This window comes from Clostridium amazonense (assembly GCF_056431285.1).
In genome coordinates, this window is record NZ_JBWKMH010000031.1 from 56,501 (window position 1) to 77,275 (window position 20,775).

General features: G+C 29.2%; 8 protein-coding genes and 1 pseudogene. 8 read left to right on the forward strand and 1 reads right to left on the reverse strand.

Annotated features, from left to right (window positions below):
* Positions 1-568 (forward strand): annotated as a pseudogene (locus AC07E4_RS12935) (hypothetical protein); the annotation flags it as partial.
* A gap of 217 nt (positions 569-785) precedes the next feature.
* Here the strand turns inward: AC07E4_RS12935 and AC07E4_RS12940 are convergent.
* Positions 786-1,382 carry a DUF4230 domain-containing protein gene (locus AC07E4_RS12940; protein WP_051540448.1) on the reverse strand — a complete coding sequence of 199 codons (597 nt, stop codon included), beginning with the start codon at positions 1,380-1,382 and terminating at the stop codon, positions 786-788.
* Between the two features lie 509 nt (positions 1,383-1,891).
* Between AC07E4_RS12940 and AC07E4_RS12945 the strand changes: the two genes are divergently transcribed.
* The 7 genes from AC07E4_RS12945 (at position 1,892) to AC07E4_RS12975 (ending at position 19,631) form a co-directional block, all read left to right on the forward strand.
* A complete protein-coding gene (locus AC07E4_RS12945; protein WP_478216592.1) occupies positions 1,892-2,515 on the forward strand; it encodes a RusA family crossover junction endodeoxyribonuclease in 624 nt (207 codons plus the stop codon).
* Positions 2,516-2,761: 246 nt separating this feature from the next.
* Positions 2,762-3,784 carry a tRNA (adenosine(37)-N6)-threonylcarbamoyltransferase complex transferase subunit TsaD gene (tsaD, locus tag AC07E4_RS12950; protein WP_430830104.1) on the forward strand — a complete coding sequence of 341 codons (1,023 nt, stop codon included), beginning with the start codon at positions 2,762-2,764 and terminating at the stop codon, positions 3,782-3,784.
* A gap of 502 nt (positions 3,785-4,286) precedes the next feature.
* Complete coding sequence (locus tag AC07E4_RS12955; RefSeq protein WP_430830103.1) at positions 4,287-5,240, forward strand: aromatic acid exporter family protein; 954 nt, start codon at positions 4,287-4,289, stop codon at positions 5,238-5,240.
* 421 nt (positions 5,241-5,661) lie between these two features.
* A complete protein-coding gene (locus AC07E4_RS12960; RefSeq protein WP_478216593.1) occupies positions 5,662-7,065 on the forward strand; it encodes a cell wall-binding repeat-containing protein in 1,404 nt (467 codons plus the stop codon).
* Between the two features lie 598 nt (positions 7,066-7,663).
* On the forward strand, positions 7,664-9,688 hold the full coding sequence (locus tag AC07E4_RS12965; protein ID WP_478216594.1) for a urocanate hydratase: 2,025 nt from the start codon (positions 7,664-7,666) through the stop codon (positions 9,686-9,688).
* 1,608 nt (positions 9,689-11,296) lie between these two features.
* A complete protein-coding gene (locus AC07E4_RS12970) occupies positions 11,297-14,827 on the forward strand; it encodes a cell wall-binding repeat-containing protein (protein WP_478216595.1) in 3,531 nt (1,176 codons plus the stop codon).
* A 709-nt stretch (positions 14,828-15,536) separates the two neighbouring features.
* The gene (locus AC07E4_RS12975) at positions 15,537-19,631 is read left to right on the forward strand and encodes a cell wall-binding repeat-containing protein (RefSeq protein ID WP_478216596.1); all 4,095 of its coding nucleotides are present in this window, start codon (positions 15,537-15,539) and stop codon (positions 19,629-19,631) included.
* The last annotated feature ends 1,144 nt before the right edge of the window (positions 19,632-20,775 follow it).

The window sequence follows — 20,775 nt, forward strand, 5'->3', positions numbered from 1 at the left end:
ATACAGTGAAATGCCTGAAACATACAGATTTTCAAGCATGCGTTGTTACCTCGGAAATGAAGATGAATTTGGAATATTAGACACAGACTTCATACTAAGCATATTATCAATAAACTCTAGATATGCAGTGGAATCATACGTAAAACTATTCAAACACACATTAATACAAAAAGTATCACACTTTAAAGAACTCGACCTATCAACAACACTAACAATCAACAACAGAAAAATAGAAATAAAAATAAACGATAAGAAATTTGGAATAACAAGAAGAATACTAAAAAGAAACTTTGATGTAGAACAAATAATAGACTTCGTAGAAAAAGAAACAGGAATAACAAGAAGTTCATTCTTAACAAAAGCAGATCATGGAGTAAAAACACCAAAAGCATTATTCATACTACTAACAGGAATATACACAGAAAAAACAACCTATGAAATTGGACATATACTAGAAGACATGTCCATAGAAGAAGTAAATGCCCTAAGCAATGAAGGCATTCACTTAGTACTACATGAAGATAAATACAAAAACATAATTGAAAAATTTTATAGTGAAAATAAATAACAAAAAAATTTTTGAAATTTATAATAACGATTTTAAATATTGAAAAAAGTGTACAAGCTGTATGAATTTAAGCAAAAAAATGAAAAATAATCTTAAAATGCACTATAAATAAGTAAATATAGGTTAAACATAGGTGACGGTCAACAACATTTAATCAATAAAACTCCATATATAAGTGACAGTCATCAATGTATGATTAATGTGTGATGACTGTCACCTATGAATGGAATACTACTTTTACGTCAAAGTCTAAGTTTTTAAAGAAATCTTCAATGAATGCTTTAGTTTCATTGTTTACATCATCTAAAAATCCATTATTAATTAATTCTTTTTCCTTTTCAGCTTTACATTTAGATAGTTCATTAAAGACTTCTTGGTTTTGCAACGGATTAAATATGGTGTCCTTTTCATTTAAAACTTCAATGTCTTCTTCATTTATTATGTTGTCTAGTATTGTTGCATTAGGAAGGGTTATTGTTAGAGTTTTTCCATGAATTTTGATTTTACCTTTATCTAAATCAACACCAGCTTTTATGTGACCATCATATTTAAGAATAATTACTCTTTCAGTGAATGGAATGTTTATATCTTTAAATTTTAAATTATCTTTTATTGATAAAACATTTGAATAATTGTATTTAACAGTTGTAAGCTCATTAGAATTAACAAGGCGTTCAAAGATTAAATCAACATTATTGCTATTATCATGCTGTATAGACCAATTAAAACTTAATAAGAATAATAATAAAACAATTATTAAACATAATATCATTGTAATCTTATACTTTGAAAATAACTTCTTAAAGTTAATCATAATAATACCACCCTCAAAAGAAAGATATTTAGAAACCTTATAAATAAATATGCAAAAAGATAATATATAAGTACAAATAATAGGATTATATTTATGTAATTGAATTTTAATGTTAGTGGTTCTTTAATAGAGATATAAGACTTATAGAGGATACAGAACAAAAAAATAAATAAAACATACAAGTAAACTCTTTAGGTCGTCACAAAAGGGACAGGCCACTCAAGATTAAAATGAGGCTACATATTCACCAACAATTGAGGTAGGGTTAATCGAAGCAACAACAGAATATGAATTTTCGTATTTAGAGCTAATGTTATTTGTTGTTATAAAAACTTTATTTAAGATAAAAACTAAATTAAGAAAAGGAAGCTTGCGCATGATAGCTATGTATCTTATATAATGTAGTTAAGAAATTTAATGAGTAGAATTTATGATGGATACAAATGCAAAGTTTAAAATAATACTGTAAAATGAAAAGAAGTAATAAAGAAAGGAGATGACAACTAAAGATGAGTTATGCAAAAGTTATAGTAAAAGGTTCACCTATATCTAAATCAAACTTTAAACTTTTCAATTTAGAAGGAAGAGCAATTTTACCATATAATTCAGGGAAGTATCATGATAGATACGCATTGTATGAAGAAGAAATAGCTTATGAAACAAGAGTACAAAATCCAGGGATAGTTATATCAGAAGCAGTAATAGCAATATTAAAGGTTTATTATAAATCAGAAAAAAGACATCCAGACACAAATAATATAACTAAAAGTATATTTGATGGAATTGAAAAGAGTGGACTAATAATTAATGATGCGCAGATAAGAAGAATAGTAGTTGAAGAATTTTATGATAAAGAAAATCCTAGATTTGAGTTAGAGTTATTTGGTGAAAGTAAATATAAAGTAAACTATAGTATTGAAAAAAGAGAAATAGAAGACGAGAAGATTGAATATGCACCACCACCAAATTCTAAAAATAGAGAAGTAAAAGAAAAAGTAGAAAAGCCTAAAAAGAATAATGATGCAAAAATACGTTGTGAAATATGTCAAAAAGCGATAACGAAAGAAAATGCAATATCAGCAAATAAAGGAAAAACAATGCTATGCAAACAGTGCTTTAAAAAATTATTTTAAAAAATTAAACTTAAAATTAGTTTGTGGAAATAAGGCTTTAGTATATTTATAATAAGAAAATTGGAGATGCTTAGAAATAAGCATCTATTTATTTTGTATGGATATATACAATTCTAAATTTAGATTTGAATATATGTAGTATAAAAGTATATAATGTAAATATTGATTTTAAAATAGAAGTTATAATATATGAATTTATAAAAGCAATTTTAAATTGTTTTATTTGATAGAAGAGGTGAAGTTTTAATGAAGGAAGATTTCAAAATACTTTCTATAGAGTCAAGTTGTGATGAAACTTCTGCAGCCGTAGTTGTTAATGGAAGAGATGTGTTATCAAATGTAATAGCATCACAAATTTCAACTCATGAAAAGTTTGGTGGGGTTGTTCCAGAGGTTGCATCAAGAAAGCACATAGAAGCAATAAGTGCAGTTGTTCAGGAAGCTTTAGACGAAGCAAATGTAACTTTTGAAGATATTGACGCTATAGGTGTAACATATGGTCCAGGACTTGTTGGAGCACTACTTGTAGGATTGCAATATGCAAAATCATTAGCATATGCACTTAATATTCCACTTATAGGAGTAAATCATATTGAAGGACATATTAGTGCAAATTTTATAGAATATAAAGAGTTAAAACCACCATTTGTAACTTTAGTAGTTTCTGGTGGGCACACATTTATAGTACATATGAAAGACTACGGTGTCTTTGAAGTAATGGGTGAAACAAAAGATGATGCAGCAGGGGAAGCGTATGACAAGGTTGCTCGTGCATTAGGACTTGGTTATCCAGGTGGTCCTAAAATAGATAAAATAGCTAAAGAAGGAAATGAAAATGCTATAAAATTCCCAAAAGCTAATTTTCATAAAGAATGTTTAGATTTTTCATTTAGTGGAGTAAAATCAGCAGTTTTAAACTATTTAAATAAGGCTGAAATGAAAAATGAAGAAATACATGTTCCAGATGTAGCAGCATCATTCCAAAAGTCAGTAGTAAATGTATTAGTAGAAAATGCAATAGAAGCATGTAAAATAAAAAAAGTGGATAAAATAGCTATAGCAGGTGGAGTTGCATCAAATAGTTGTTTAAGACAAACAATGATAGATAGATGTGAAAAAGAAGGAATACAAGTATTATTCCCAAAACCTATATTATGTACAGACAATGCTGCAATGATAGGAAGTGCTGCTTACTTTGAATACAAATGTGGAAGAATAGCAGATTTAAAATTAAATGCAGTACCAAACTTAAAATTAGGTCAAAGATAAAGCAAAGCCTCAAAGCTTTGCTTTTTTTTACAAAATTAATATTTTCATTATGAATTGAATGTAAATATAATTACATAACATTTTGTAAGAATGAATTTCCCTTTTCCTCTTTTGTAGCCGAGGTTCTAACCTTGGTAAGCTTGATGTGAATGAATTAAAAAAATAATAAAATTAAATAACGATTTACAAGAATGAATTCTCACCTACAGAGGTTGGTATAAATCTTTTTTTCTTCGTAGGCTAGGTCGGTGCAAATTTTCATTTTGTAGCCGAGGTTTTAACCTTGGCAGGCTTCGATATGGATATAAAATTTGAATTACTAACGTGTAACAGCAAGAATAAATTCTCGCCTACAAATATTGGCACAAATTTTATTTTTCCATTTGTAGCTGAGACTTTAGTCTTGGCGGTCTTTAATCTGGAGATGAAATGACGATATATATTATTGAAATGAAATTATATATATTTATATTATTAATTAAATGATAAGAAAGGAGAAATTATGAAGATAGGAGACAGAGTTGTAAAAACTGGATTAGGTACAGCATTAGCTATGATTATAGCTCAATTATTGAAATTAAAGTTTTATCCTTCAGCAGGGGTAATAACAATACTAAGTATACAAAACACAAAACGAAAATCTCTAAAAGTGGCATCTCAAAGAGTTATGGCTTGTTTTATAGGTTTAACTATTGCAGGAGTGCTATTTGAACTTATAGGATTTAATGCTGCTGTTTTTGGGGTATTTATGATAATTTTTATACCAATAGCAGTAAAGTTTAAAATATCAGAAGGAATAGTAATGAGTTCGGTGTTAGCTACTCACTTTTTAACAGAAGGAAAAATAACGACAAATCTAGTCTTAAATGAAATAGGACTTATAATAATTGGTGTTGGAGTAGCTTTACTATTAAATTTATACATGCCGGACATATCAAATAGTATAAAAAATGACCAAAAATATATAGAAGAACGAATGAGAAAGATATTTTTAGAAATGGCAGAGTCACTGCAAAAATTATCAGTAAGTTTAAAAGAAGATATACTTTTTAAAGATTTGGAAAACAAATTATATGAGACAAGAAAGAAAGCATACATAAATTTAAACAACTACTTCACAGTAGATGAAAGCTATTACGTTAAGTATATGGAAATGAGAATAAATCAATTTGAATGCATGAAAAGAATGAGGGAGCATTTTCAAAGATTTTTTATGACATATGAACAAACTGAGATGATAGCAAAACTTACACAGAAAATTGGGGAAAACCTGCATGAAGATAATCCATGTGATGCATTATTAGAGGATTTAACAAATCTAAGAGAAGAGTTAAAAGAAAGTGAACTTCCCACAACAAGAGAAGAATTTGAAAACAGAGCAATGTTATATCAATTCTTAAATGACATGGAAGAGTTTTTGGTAATAAAAAGAGATTTCTATAAAATTAATATTTAAATGAATTATAAATTTTAAGAATGTTGATTGGAAAATATAATTTTGATAAAAGTAACCTCCATTATAAATATTATTTTAAATGTTTATAATGGAGGTTTTAACATTTATAGCTGAAACTTATTAAACTCCTCTGTAGCTGAGACTTTAGTCTTGGCGGATTCTTATATGGATGTAAAATTAGAATAATATATTAAAACGACGGTAAGCAAGAATGAATTCTCGCCTATACAAATTTTGGTATTTCTAATTCAATATCTTTTCCTTCGTAGCCGAGGTTTCAACCTTGGCGGATTTTACTATGGTGATAAAATAAATTAATACACATAAAATCATATATTAATCACAAATCTATGTAATTTTTGTTATAATTTAATTAACAATGTCATATACATGTACATGTAATATATAAGAGGGTGAGCGTATGAATTCTAAATTAAAATGCTTAATAGCAACTACATTACTAGCAGTTACAACAGCTTTACCAATAGTTGCAAAAGCGCAAACAAATGATAGAGTTTTAAGAATTGATGGAGCTAATCGTTATGAGACATCAATAAATATAGCGAAACAATTTGTAGGTAACGACATGATAGATTCTGTTATTTTAGTCAGTGGTAAAGATTACCCCGATGCTTTAACAGGATCAATACTTTCAAAAAAATACAATGCTCCAATAATATTAGTAGACTATGATACAAAAAATAGTGAAGAGCAATTACAGTTTATTTTATCTAGATTAAACCCAGGGGGAAAGGTCTACTTACTAGGTGGAAAAGGAGCTATAAACAATAATTTTATTTCTTATTTTAAACAAAATGGATTTGAAAATGTAGTGAGATTAGGTGGTAAAAACCGATATGAAACCAATGAAGCAATTGTAAAAGAAGCAAAGGTAGAAGAAGGTACACCAATTATAATAGCTAGTTCAGAGAGTTTTGCAGATGCATTAAGTATATGTACAGTTTCAGGAGAAAATGGTTATCCTATACTTTTGACGCCAAGCAACACTTTAAGTGAATCTTGTAAAAATCAAATAGAAACAATAAAACCTACTGAGATTTTTATAGCTGGAGGAACTGGTGCAATTAGTAGTGATGTAGAAAATGAAATAGAAACTTTAACACCTCAATTACATAAAAGTAAAATTGTAAGATTAGGTGGTAATAATAGATATGACACATCCTTTGAGATATTAAAATACTTCAAAGGCAAAACAGCAAAAGATAATATAGTTATTGCTAGTGGTGAAAATTTCCCAGATGCGCTCTCAGCAAGTGCTTTAGCAATAAAAACAAATTCACCAATACTTTTATCAAACTCTCAAAGTATTAATGATAAAAAAGCAGAACTAGATAGCTTTAAAAAGGTGACGATAGCAGGTGGAAAATTTACAGTAGATAAATTTTCAGAAAGACTATTAAATGGAGAAAATGAATTTACATTTATAGCCAAACAAGCTTATGAAGAAAATGGTGAAAAATATATAGAAGGACATTTTTGCAAATTCAGCAAAGATATTAAAGAACTTGAGGAATATGCTAAGTTTTATGGAACTAATTCAGGAGTAATACAGCATCCTGTATATGGACCTATAGTTTTAGATGCTGGTCGTGATATTAGAATAAGTGATGATGTAAAGTTAAAGGTTAAAGATAATGTAGAAGTTGAATTAGTGGATTGGTCTAGTAGTGATATATTAAATGATAAAGTTCCAAGTGATTTTTATACATTAACAGATAGAGATAGTATATCAGGACGTTTTACATTTAATCTTAAAATAAGCAATGGAAAAGTAGAAAGTATAATACAACAATACAGACAATAAACATGATGAAATTTAATCTAATATTAAAAAAATTCTCATATAAAATTTAAAAATTGTATGAGGATTTTTTTATTGATAATTAAAAAGTACCTTATGATAAGAATTTTATAAAGTTACTTTAATAATTTTAAATTTTAATCTAAAATCCTTTACTATGCTATCAAACTAGCAAAAATTCTTTATAAGTAAAGTTGAAATTTAAAAGGATTTTTATAGGAAATAAAGAATAAGATAATAAGATGAAAATTCTGAAATTTTAAATTATATATTATTTTAAATAATATTGGGGTAAAAAATAAGAAGTTTTAAGAATTTTAATCTTATACATTCTTTTGCATATTCTAAATATGTAAAAATAATATAATACTTTAGATAGTAAATATAATAGTATAATCAAAATAAATCCTATCTTATAATTTTATAATATATATTTTTTTTATATGAACATTCTCTCTTTATAAAGAAACATTTACTATCTAAAGTTTATAAATTTAAAATAATTGCATTATGCAATTTAAATATATACTGGCTACGAATTTATTCGTGGCAATTTTAAAATTGGGGGACTAAGAAATAAATAAAATAGGGGGTATTCTAGATGATAGAAAATTTAAATGTAGAAGAAGCAATGGTAATCAAATTAGATGACGAATTACCTGAAATGCCTAAGTTTAAAGAAGGCATAAGAAGAGCACCAGATAGAGGATTTGATTTAAATAAACATGATGCAGAAGTGGCTATAAAAAATGCATTAAGATATATAAAGCCCGAGTATCATGAACAAATGGCTAAAGAATTCATGGATGAACTTCTAACAAGAGGAAGAATCTATGGATATAGATTTAGACCAGAAGGAAGAATTTATGGAAAATCTATAGATGAATATAAAGGCAACTGTATTGAAGCTAAAGCATTCCAAGTAATGATAGATAACAACTTAGACTTTGAAGTTGCATTATATCCATATGAGCTTGTTACATATGGTGAAACAGGACAAGTATGTCAAAACTGGATGCAATATAGATTAATAAAAAAATATTTAGAAAACATGACTGATGAACAAACATTAGTAGTTGAAAGTGGACATCCACTAGGATTATTCAGAAGTTCTAAAAGAGCTCCAAGAGTTATAACAACTAATGGATTAATGGTTGGAATGTTTGATAATCCAGAAGATTTTCATAGAGCAACTCAACTAGGCATTGCAAACTATGGACAAATGACAGCTGGTGGCTGGATGTATATAGGACCACAAGGAATAGTTCATGGAACATTCAACACAATATTAAATGCAGGTAGATTAAAACTCGGTGTGCCAGAACATGGCGACTTAAAAGGAAAAATATTTGTAACATCAGGACTTGGTGGCATGAGTGGTGCTCAACCAAAAGCTATAGAAATAGCAAATGGTGTTGGTATCATTGCAGAAGTTGACTTATCAAGAATACAAACAAGACTAGATCAAGGCTGGGTATCTATGGTATCAGATAATCTTGAGGAAGTAGTAAAAATAGCTCTTGAAAAAGCTAAAAAGGAAGAAAGAATATCAATTGCTTATCACGGAAATATAGTTGATTTACTTCAATATTTTGTTGATAACAATGTAAAAATAGATTTATTATCAGACCAAACTTCATGCCATGCTCCATATGATGGAGGATATGCTCCAATGGGAATAAGCTTTGAAGAAAGAACAGCATTATTAAAAGAAGATAGAGAAAAATTCAAAGAGTTAGTAGACAAAACATTATTAAAACACTATGAATTAGTTAAAATCTTAGTAGACAGAGGAGTGTACTTCTTTGACTATGGTAACTCATTCATGAAAGCTGTTTACGATGCAGGTGGAAAAGATATAGCTAAAAATGGTGAAAATGAAAAAGATGGATTTATATATCCATCATATGTAGAAGACATCATGGGTCCAATGTTATTCGATTATGGATATGGACCATTTAGATGGGTATGCTTAAGTGGAAAACATGAAGACTTAGTAAAAACAGACCACAAAGCTATGGAATGTATAGATCCAAATAGAAGAGGACAAGACAGAGATAACTACATTTGGATAAGAGATGCAGAAAAAAATCAATTAGTAGTTGGAACAGAAGCTAGAATACTTTATCAAGATGCTGGTGGAAGAATGAAAATAGCATTAGCATTTAATAAAATGGTTAGAGATGGTGAAGTAGGACCAATAATGCTTGGACGTGATCACCATGATGTAAGTGGAACAGACTCACCATTCAGAGAAACATCAAATATAAAAGATGGAAGTAATATAATGGCTGACATGGCTGTACAATGCTTTGCAGGAAATGCAGCTAGAGGAATGAGCTTAATAGCACTTCACAATGGTGGAGGCGTAGGTGTTGGTAAATCAATAAATGGTGGATTTGGTTTAGTTCTTGATGGAAGTGAAAGAGTTGACGAAATAATAAAATCAGCAATGGCTTGGGATGTAATGGGCGGAGTTGCAAGAAGAGCTTGGGCAAGAAATGAACACTCAATCGAAACATCAATAGAATACAATAAACAAAACAAAGGAACAGACCACATAACATTACCTTATATACCAAACCAAGAAATGATAACAAAATTAATAGAAGAAAACGTAAAATAAATTATATTAATATTAACTGAAATTTGTTTTACGTAACCAGAATCTATTTTAAAAGTTTAGATGGATTATTTTTAAGTAGCCGGTATTACCTTTTATTGTAGCTAGGATTTCAATCCCAGTATCCTTAGAGACGGATATAAAATTTATCAAGCCGCTGTGGAATGACTTTACTTGTTATGCTAATTATCTCATCCAAAAGGGTAGATGATTTTAAAAAAGGTAACTAGCAAATATATAATGTCTGTCCCTCTTGTTGAGTGGTATACTTTAAGCTTAAAAGTAGTATTCATCAAATAAATAATGTCCCAAACTAAATTGAAGAATGGATTAAAAATAAATAGAAATACAGAAAATCACGATATAAACAAAAATATATCGTGATTTTTTTATTATAGCCAAAATTTGTTTTTAACGTATCTCGAATTACTTTTTCGTAGCTACAATTTATTTCTAACTGTAGCCAAGAGTCTTTTTTAGTAGCCGAGATTTCAATCCCGGTGATCTTTGATACGGATATAAAATTTATCAAGTCTGTTGATATGGAAATAAATTTATGAATTCATAATAAATGAAATAGATATTCTCCCGGAATGAATTCCGGGTTACGTAAGAATTGAAAATTTGTTTTTATCTCATTTTGAATTATTCTCTTTATATTCTAGATTGCCTTATATTGTAGCCGGGATTTCAATCCCGGTGATCTTTGATATGGATATAAAATTTATCAAGTCTGTTGATATGGAAATAAACTTATGAATTCATAATAAATGAAATAGATATTCTCCCGGAATGAATTCCGGGTTACATGGAAATTGAAAATTTGTTTTTATCTCATTTTGAATTATTCTCTTTATATTTTGGATTGCCTTATATTGTAGCCGGGATTTCAATCCCGGTGTCCTTATATACGGATATAAAATTTATCAAGTCGCTGGGGACTGACTTTACTTGTTATAATAATTATTTCATCTAAGAGGGTAGATAAATTAAGAAAAGGTAATTAGCCCATGAGTTGTCTGTTCCTCTTGTTGATTAGTATTTTTTATATTAAAAAGATGAAATTTAGTAAGGCTGTAGAATTAGAATGAAAAAATTTACAAATTAATTACCAAAAATTATAACATAAAGTTTTAGTAAAGTCAGAAGATAATAAAAATATAGACAAAGTCGAAAATAAGTAGATAAACAAAGTAAATGTCGAATTATGAATAAAAAATGAATGAAAAATTAACATTTTTTTAACAAAACAAATAAAAAGTAAAATTATTTTAAATAAATACAAAAAATGAATTGACATTTTACTCGAAATTTGTAAAAATGTTAGATATACAGTTGATAAAAATTTACCATGTAAGAAGTTGCAAACCAATAATGTAAAAGTTTATTAATACATATAAAAATTTCAATATAAATATAGAACATATATATGCAAGGGAGCCTACAAAATTTTAAATTTTTTAAAATCAGGATATTAGTGTTAAATAGGTATATCTACATATGAGAAACTATGTTCTATATAGTGTTGAAAAACATTATAAGATATCAAAATAAGGTATCAAAAAAATTTAAATATTTTAAAAATCTAAAACAAAAAGGGGAGTAAACAAAATGAAAAAAAGTTCAAGAGTAATTTCAACATTATTACTTGGTGCTACACTTACATCATTCAGCACAGGCGTATTCGCAGTTGAATCAAAAGAAGTGGTACAAGATAAATTAGCAGGAGCAACAAGATATGAGACTAACTTAGCAGTTAGTGCTAAATGGGACAAGGCTGATACAGTAGTATTAGTAAACTCATATGGTATAGCAGACGCATTAGCAGCTACACCACTTGCTAAAAAAGAAGGAGCTCCAATATTATTAACTGAAGGAGATAAATTAACATCTTCAACAGCTAAAGAAATCGAAAGATTAGGAGCTAAAAAAGCTATCATAGTTGGAGGAGACGGAGTAGTTTCAAAAGACGTAATTAACGATTTAGAAGCTATGAAATTATCTGTTGAAAGATTAGGTGGACAAACAAGATACGAAACTTCAGCAGCAGTTGTTAAAGCAATGGGTAACGTAGAAAAAGTTGCAGTTGTTAACGGATATGGACTTGCTGATGCATTATCAGTAGCAGCACCAGCAGCATCAAATGATATGGCTATAGTTTTAGCTAGCAAAGATGCTTTAAACAATTCAGAAGATGTTGTTAAAAATGCTAAAGAGAAATATGTAATCGGTGGAGAAGGCGTTGTATCTGAAAGCTTAGCAAAAGAAATCGGAGCTGAAAGATTAGGTGGAGCTACAAGAGGCGAAACTAACGCAGAAGTTTTAGAAAAATTCTATGCTAACGAAGAGTTAGATAAAATATATGTAGCTAAAGATGGTAATCCAAATGAGACAGAACTAGTTGATGCTCTAGGAGCAGGAGCTTTAGCAGGAAAAGAAAACAATCCAGTAGTATTAGCTGGAGCAGCATTAAGTGCTGGACAAGAAGCTTACCTAAAAGCTAGAACAGCAAATGCTGTAGTAGAAGTAGGTAACGGAATAAACACAAACACTGTAGCAGCTATAGTAAAAGCTTTAGAAGTTAAAGACGTTGAAGAAAATGTAGAAGCTAAAATATTATCAGCAAAAGCTATAAACGGTGGACAAGTTGAAATCAAATTCAACAAAGAAGTAGATAAAGATTCAGCTAAAACAGCAGCTAACTACACATTAAAAGGTAGTGAAGATGGAAACATAACAGTTAAAGCTGACAACATAATCGTTAAAGAAGACAACAAAACAGTTGTTGTAACTTTAGATGAAACTGTAGCTAAATACACTAACCAACAAAACATAGATGTTAAAGTTGAAAATGTATTAGCAGCAGACAAAAAAGAAAAATTCCCTAAATATGAAGAAACAATAAAAATGACTGATACAAAAGTTCCAACATTAGAAGGAATCAAGCAAGTTGGACCAAGACAATTTGATTTAACATTCTCTGAGCCAGTTAAAAAAGGTTCTAAATTCGATGTACAAATCAAACAAGGAAGCAACATTTACACAGTAGTAGGATCAGAGTATAACTATGCTGAAAATACTGTAACAATCAAAACTGGAGTAGATTTAGCTGATGGAGAATATAGCTTAGAAATAGCTGAAGGAACATTTGTAGACTTCGTAGGATTAAAATCAGACGAAATAACAAAAACTTTAACAGTTAAAAAAGATACTTCAGCAGTTGCAATGAATGAAGTAACAGTATCAGGAGATACAGCTACTATAAAATTCAACAAGAAAGTAGAAAACTTTACAGATGCTAACGTTAAATTCTACTTAGACTACGTAAATGAGTCTGCTCAATTTAAAGGAACTGTTACAACTGTAGAAGGTTCAACAGACAAAATAGATGTTAAATTTAACAATTTAATAACTCCAGGAAATCACAAAATAATAGTTAGATATGCAGATGCAGATGAAACTAAAATAGAAGATTTATGGGGAAATAAATTAGCTGAATCAGAAATGGCTTTCGAAGTTGAAAATGATACAGCAGCTCCAACAGTATCAAAAGTTGAATACAAAAATACAAACATCATTGAAGTAACTTTCGATAAAGATGTTGAAGGTGCAGATAAAGCTGACGCTTATGAATTAAAAAATTCTAAAGGTGAAAAAATAGCTATATCAAACGTTGCTTACAATACAAATGATAAAAAAGCAACATTAACAGTTGGAAAAATAGAAGGAAACCACACTTTAGTAGTAAAAGCTGACAAAATCACAGATACTACAATAAACAAAAATAAATTAGCTGAAACAAGCTTTGAAATAGCAGCTCCAGATAAAACTGCAGCAACAGTTAAAAAAGTTGTAGTTGGTGGAAAAAACACTAATGAAATGACTATAGAGTATAGCGAAGCTATGAAAACATCTGGAACAGGTTCAGTACTTGATAAATCATTATATGAAGTTCAAGTAACAACTACTACAAGAGCAGCTCAATGGAAAAACTTAAATGACATAGAAGATGCTAAAATAGAATCAATAGGATCAAATGGTTCAAAAGTTAAAATAACTTTACCAGAAGAAAATGAATTAGATACAGCAACACCAGTTAAAATCGGACAAGTTCAAGATTTATCTGGAAACAAAGCTGAAATAGGATCAACTACAACTATAGAAGAAACAGTAGCAGATGCTATAGTTATAGAAGATGAAATCAATGTTGTAGGTAAAAACAAAGTTGAGATAATAACAGAAGCTAAAATTAAAGATGTTTCTAAAATCAAAGTTGAAAAAGGAACATTATCAGGAAGCGATTGGACAGCATCAACAGAAGCTGCTGACGAATTAAAAATAGCTAACTCTGATATAGCTACTACTGAAGAAGGAAAAACAAAATTAACTTTAACATTCTCTAAAGTAGATGGAAAAGATAATTTCACAACTAATCCAACAGGAAACTTAAAAGTTATATTTGCAAATGATGCAGCTGAAACAGATTTAGGAACTACAAAAGGAGTAGAAAAAGTTACTACAATAGTAGATAAAGTAACTCCAGAGTACGTTAAAGATTCAGCAAAAGCTATAAAAAATGCTGATGAAAAGTTAGAAAAAGTTGAATTCGAATTCACTGAAGAATTAGATGCTATAACTAGATACTCATTCGAAGTTGAAGGATTCAAAGTAGTTTCTGCAGCTAAAGATGGCGCAAAAGTAACATTAACTTTAGACGTTAAAGATCAAGAAGATCCATGTCACTTAGATAAAGTAACAGTAAAACAAGTTGGAAAAATAGCTGATATGGCAGAGAATGAATTAAAAGACTTCTCAGCAGAAGCTAAAGTTGAAGATGCACCAGTAGTTGAAGAAGAAAAAGTTGTAACTACAGTAGAAGTAGCTGGACAAGCAAACATCACAATTCCAACATCAGGAAGTACAGTGAAAGAAACTTATACTGGAACAGTTAAAGATCAAAATGGAGAAGCTATGAGTGGACAAACAATAGTTTGGTCTGTATCATCAGCAACAGGAGTTACAATAGATTCTGCAACTGGAGAATTAACTGTAGATGAAACTGCAACAGCAGGAAGTGTTACAGTAACTGCAACAGTTGGAGCAAAAACTGGAACAATCGAAGTAACATTAGCAACAGCTTAATAATAAGTTAACACAAATATCCTTAGGCTTTACTCCCGAAAGGATAGAATTAGATATAAAAAACCCCTATGCAAAATCATAGGGGTTTTATCATGTTGAAAAAATATAATTAACTATTAGAAATATAAGTATGAAAAAGTTGATATTTAAACACAGAAAACAAATAAAAACAACAGACCATTGGAAAATAATAAATAAAAATGGTAAAAATAAGAATAAAATGTCGATAAAGAGGAAAAAATATACAAAATAGTCAAATTTGTCTGACGAATCGAACTTGATTATAAAAAAATAAAAAAAAGATTGACAAAAACTAAAAAATTTGCAAGAATATTAGACATAAAGGAAATACTAAATATTACCTAAAAGACTTTAAATAATAAAAAAGACAAAATAAATGAATAATTTTAATGTTATTGTAAATTTGTAATAATAAATAATAAATTTAAAATAATGTAAAAAATATGATTCTCAATATAAATATAGAACATATTGTGTATGAAAAACATACCTAAAAAGTTTTCAAAAATTAAGTTAGACAGCTAGTTAACTAAAAAATATGGAAACTTAGGATATTAGTGTTAAAGTGTCATTTCGTACGAAATAGGACTTATGTTCTATATAATGTTGAGAGGCATTGTTTAGGTAGCTAAATAAACATTTAGATGCCTTTTATAAAAAAATTTAAAAATAAAGGGGAGTAAAAAACATGAAAAAAAGTTCAAGAGTAATTTCAACACTATTACTTGGTGCTACACTTACAACATTCAGCACTGGCGTATTCGCAGTTGAATCACAAAAGGTTGTAAAAGAGAAATTAGCAGGAGCAACAAGATACGAAACAAACTTAGCAGTAAGTGCTAAATGGGAAAAAGCTGAAACTGTAATATTAGTTGAAGGATATGCAATCCCAGATGCTCTAGCAGCAACACCACTTGCTAAGCAAAAAGATGCTCCAATACTATTAACTGAAACAGCTAAATTAACAAAAGCAACAGCTGACGAAATCACAAGATTAGGAGCTAAAAATGCTATAATCGTTGGAGGAGAAGGCGTTGTATCTAAAGAAGTAGAAAAAGATTTAGAAGCAATGAACGTAAAAGTTACAAGACTTGCTGGACAATCAAGATTCGAAACTTCAGAAGCAGTTGTTAAAGAAATGGGAGAAGTTTCTAAAGTAGCTGTAGTTAATGGATACGGTGAGTCAGATGCTCTATCAATAGCAGCACCTGCAGCAAAAGAAGGAATGGCAATAGTTCTTGCTGGAAAAGATGAATTAAAAGGATCAGCAGACGTTGTTAAAAACGCTAAAGAAAAATACGTAATTGGTGGAGAAGGCGTTGTATCTGAGAAATTAGAAAAAGAAATCGGAGCAGAAAGACTAGGTGGAGCAACAAGAAATGAAACTAATGCTGCAATACTAGACAAATTCTACTCAGAAAAAGAAATAGAAAATCTTTATGTTGCTAAAGATGGTAACCCAAAAACTACTGAGCTAGTTGATGCTTTAGGAGTTGGACCATTAGCAGGAAAAGAAGGAAATCCAGTAATGCTTGCAGGAGCTAAATTAAGCGATGGACAAGCAGCTTACTTAAAAGATAAAACAGCTAAAACTGTTACAGAAGTTGGTAACGGAATAAACGCTTCAACTTTAACTGATATAGTTAAAGCTTTAGAAGTTAAAGATGTAACTCCAGAACCTTCAGACAAAGTAGAAGTTGAAGGCGTAAAAGTTATAAACGCTAACCAATTAGAAGTTAAATTCAACCAAAAAGTAGATAAAGATAGCGCTGAAATAATTGGAAACTATGAAGTTAAAAAAGATGGCGAAGCTAAAGATATGCTTAAAGCTGCTAATTATCAAGCAACTTCAGCGGTAGCGGCTGTAAATGCTAAAAATGCAATAGATGGAACAGCAGAAGTTCAAGAAGATGGACAAACTGTTTTAATAACATTACCACAAGCTTACTTAGACTCAGAAGCTAATTTCTTTAATCAAGAAACAGTAAGAGTTAAAGTAGAAAACGTAATGAACGAAGCTAAAAACGAAGTTATGGATAAATACGAAAATAAATCAGTAAGATTATTTGATAATGTATTACCAGAATTAAAAGCTGTTAAACAAGTTGGACCAAAAGATTTCGATTTAGTATTCTCAGAACCAGTAACAGCTACAAATAGTTCTGCTATAGTTTCAGCTATCAGAATAGATGGTGGAAAATACAGCTGTACAGCTAAAACAAGAGTTAATGCTGATGGAAGTAAAATAGATGCTAACGTAGTTAGAATCACAACTTCAACAGAAGTAGAAGCTGGAGAGCACAACATAACAATAAAAGAAAACAAATTAACTGACTATGCAGGATTAAAACTTGAAGCAACAGAAGCAAAATTCGAAGCTAAAAAAGCAACAGAAGATTTAGTAGCTTCAGTTTACAAAACTTCAGGAAAAACTGTAACAGTAGATTTCAACAGAGAAGTTGAAAATGCAGAAACAGCTGAAAACACTAACGTTTCTTACTACTTAGATTATCAAAATGCTAATGGTGAAGCTAATGGATATAAAGCTGAAGAAGCAAAAATGGAAAATGGAAAATTAGTTCTTACATTCAACAGAGATATTCCATCAGGAAACCACAAAATCTTAGTTGTTTACGGAAGTGAAAAGAAAGACAAAGTTCAAGATTTATGGGAAACAGAATTAGCTTCAAGAGAAATAGCATTCACAGTTGCTAAAGATGAAGTTGCTCCAACAGCAACAGTTTCTTACAACAAAAATGATAAGAAAATAGAAATTAAATTCAGCAAAAAAGTAGAAAAATCAGAAGCTGAAAAAGTTTCTAACTATACATTAAAAGATTCAAAAGGAAACTTCAAAAACATAGCTGCAGTATCTCAAAAAGAAGGAAACAGCTTAGTTTACACAATAAATGCTGAAAACTTATCAGGAAAATACACTTTAACAATAAAAGGTGATAAAATCCATGATACAAGTGTAGAAAGAAATTCTATGAAAGAAGCTTCATTCGAGCTTGATACATTAGATACTTTAGCTCCTTCAGTAACAGCAGTAAGATATGGTGGAGACAAAGACACTAACAAAATATATGTAGAATTCAGTGAAGATATGAAAACTGAAGGTGAAGGATCAATATTAGATAAATCACTTTATCACTTAAACTACACTCAAGATACTAAAAATGATGCTGATGTAAACAAAACATTAGATGAAATAGAAGATGCAAAAATAGACTTAGATGGAAAAAATGCAGTAATAATAACACTTCCAGAAAACATAAAAGGTGCTGCACCAGAAGTAAAAGTTGGAAGAGTATGTGATGCTAATGGAAACTTTGTAGCTATTAGTGGAATAGAATATATCTTAGGAGCAGGAGTAACAGCTAAAAATGATAATACTGTTGCAGTATTAAATGGTTCTCAATTAGATGAGTCAGATTTACTAAAGGCTAAAACAAATGTTAACATACTAAGCGATAAAAAAATGGAAGTTTATGTACAAGGAAAAGTAAGTTCAGTAGTTGCAGAAGGAATAAAAGCAACAATTGGCGGAAATGAAATAACTGCTGCAAAAGCAAAAGCAGAAGCTTGTACATTAAAAGTTAAAGAAGGACAATATGTTGAAGCTACTAAATTAACAGTAGAATTCGAAAATGCAGTATTTGCAAATGCAGTTGCTCCAACAGCAATAAACTTTGAAAATGAAACTTTCACAACTAACTTAGAAACAAAATCTAAAAAAGCTGATGAAGCTATAGCTTTAACAGCAACAAACAAAAAAGCTGTTGAATATGTTAAAGATTCAGCTAAAATATTTGTTGATGAAAATCAAATAGCAACTAAAGTAGAATTTAAATTAAATACAAAAATTGAAGCAATAAATAAAGATACATTCTCAGTTGAGGGATATGTTGTAGATGAAGCTAAAGTAGAAGCTGATGGATGCACAGTTACATTAACTCTTGACAAAAAAGGTTCTTGTATGGATGCTGATGGAGAAGCTGAAATAAACGTAAATTTAGTTAATCCAATATACAACGAAAACGGAGACAAAACTGTAGAAATAGATGAATTCCAAATAGAAAAAGTAGTTAGAGAAGTTACTTTAACTGGTGGAGTAGATGAAGTTGTTGGTGTTGAAGCTAAAGATGCAACTGCTGGAACTCAAGAAATAACAGTAGTAGCAAAACCAACTGATAACTCAACTTTAACTGTTGGAGATGTTAATTTAGTATTTGGACCAACTGGAACAACAAAAGATGGATTTGAATTAATAGATACTACTACAAATACAGACGCAAATTCTATTGCAACTGCAATTAAAACAGCAGTAGCAGCAGATAAAAATGTAACAGCAGCAGTAAATGAAGCAAAAGTTACATTTACAACAAAAGCAACTGGAGCTGAAGCAACTCTAGATGCTAAAACTACAGATTCAACTAATGTTACTATAGCAGCAGCTGTAGCAGGAAAAGATAAAGTAGAAGCAGTAGAAGCAGTAGCAGGAGTAAAAGCTAAAAATGTTTTAGCTATAAATCAAGTACCAGTTAACGGAACTACATTAGTTGTAGGAGAAAATGTTAAATTAGTATTTGGAGCAGATAAAGCTGGCTTTGTAAAAATAGAAACTGCAGGAAAAACAGTAGAAGAAATAGCAACTGCTATAAAAGATGAAATGAATAAAGCAGCAAACGTAGAAGCAACTGTTGCAAAAAATGAAGTTACAATAGTAGCAAAAGCTGCTGGAGTAGCAGGAAATAAAATTTCTGTAGTATTTGGAAGATAATTAAAAATAATTAAAGTTAACACAATATCCTACTTAGGTTTACTCCCTAATGGATAGTAGAAAATAATAAATTAAAGAAATCCCAATCATTAATATAATGATTGGGATTTTTTTATTTACTTGAAAATATGATTAAAATATATTGGAGATTTGTTTTTTAAAGTAGGCGGAATTTATTTCATTTGTTTCAAACGTAAATTGAATTTATTTAAAGCGTGCCGGGATTAATTATTTTATGTAGCCGGGATTTCAATCCCGGTGATCCTTAATACGAAGACAAAACTTTAAATTGTAATTTGGGTTTTTAGTCCAATTCATTGTAACGTTATTTCTAGTTTTTTCATAGGCTAAATAGGTGATGTTGAATTTTAACAATAAATCATAACCATATGTAAGAACAAAAAGAAATAATTGTAAATAACGGTCGAAGTTTCAAAAAGTCCATGAAAAAATTCTGAAAATTATCCTAATCCAATTCAAAAAATAATAAAAAGAATAAAAAATCAAGAAAAATAAATAAAATTTATTAAAAATATATAAAAATGCTCTTAAAAAAATAAAAAAATAAATGTATAATAAAAAACTATAGTGGATTAATAGTTAAAATTAGTAAAAAATCAAATAAAATAGAAAAAATACTATAAAATATACTATTAATACGCACATTGGAATTCAGAAAAATAATAAAATGTCAATAACTAAATTCTATAAACTATCAAATTTAAGGGTGGTTTGTATTGACAAAATAAATATAAAATGTAAAATAATATTATGATATGAAAAAAATAGAAAAAATAGACCATCATGACAATTGTAATAATTGTTACAAAAGCAGAATATAATTAATTTAGATGCTCTGCTTTAGGGGTAAAAATTTATTTTGTTCATCTATATTAATTATTATGAAATCATAAATTAAAAAATTTATATAGAGTTTAAATATTGAAGATAATATTTAAAATTGCAAATTAAAGAATATATAAAAAATTCAATATATTTGCAAAAAAATCTCGGCATAATTATGGAACATCAGTAGTACATTTGCCTAGTTTAAAAAGAACATAAAGAATATGTAATGCTCCTTAATATATATAATTCAAAATACTATTAGTGCAATAAGTTAAAAATTTATTTTAAAAAATAT

What these genes read in the sequence shown, in the direction of transcription:
- AC07E4_RS12940 (WP_051540448.1), bottom strand. Translation starts at nt 1,382, where the DNA reads ATGATTAACTTTAAGAAGTTATTTTCAAAGTATAAGATTACAATGATA.
- AC07E4_RS12945 (WP_478216592.1), top strand. Translation starts at nt 1,892, where the DNA reads ATGAGTTATGCAAAAGTTATAGTAAAAGGTTCACCTATATCTAAATCA.
- tsaD (WP_430830104.1), top strand. Translation starts at nt 2,762, where the DNA reads ATGAAGGAAGATTTCAAAATACTTTCTATAGAGTCAAGTTGTGATGAA.
- AC07E4_RS12955 (WP_430830103.1), top strand. Translation starts at nt 4,287, where the DNA reads ATGAAGATAGGAGACAGAGTTGTAAAAACTGGATTAGGTACAGCATTA.
- AC07E4_RS12960 (WP_478216593.1), top strand. Translation starts at nt 5,662, where the DNA reads ATGAATTCTAAATTAAAATGCTTAATAGCAACTACATTACTAGCAGTT.
- AC07E4_RS12965 (WP_478216594.1), top strand. Translation starts at nt 7,664, where the DNA reads ATGATAGAAAATTTAAATGTAGAAGAAGCAATGGTAATCAAATTAGAT.
- AC07E4_RS12970 (WP_478216595.1), top strand. Translation starts at nt 11,297, where the DNA reads ATGAAAAAAAGTTCAAGAGTAATTTCAACATTATTACTTGGTGCTACA.
- AC07E4_RS12975 (WP_478216596.1), top strand. Translation starts at nt 15,537, where the DNA reads ATGAAAAAAAGTTCAAGAGTAATTTCAACACTATTACTTGGTGCTACA.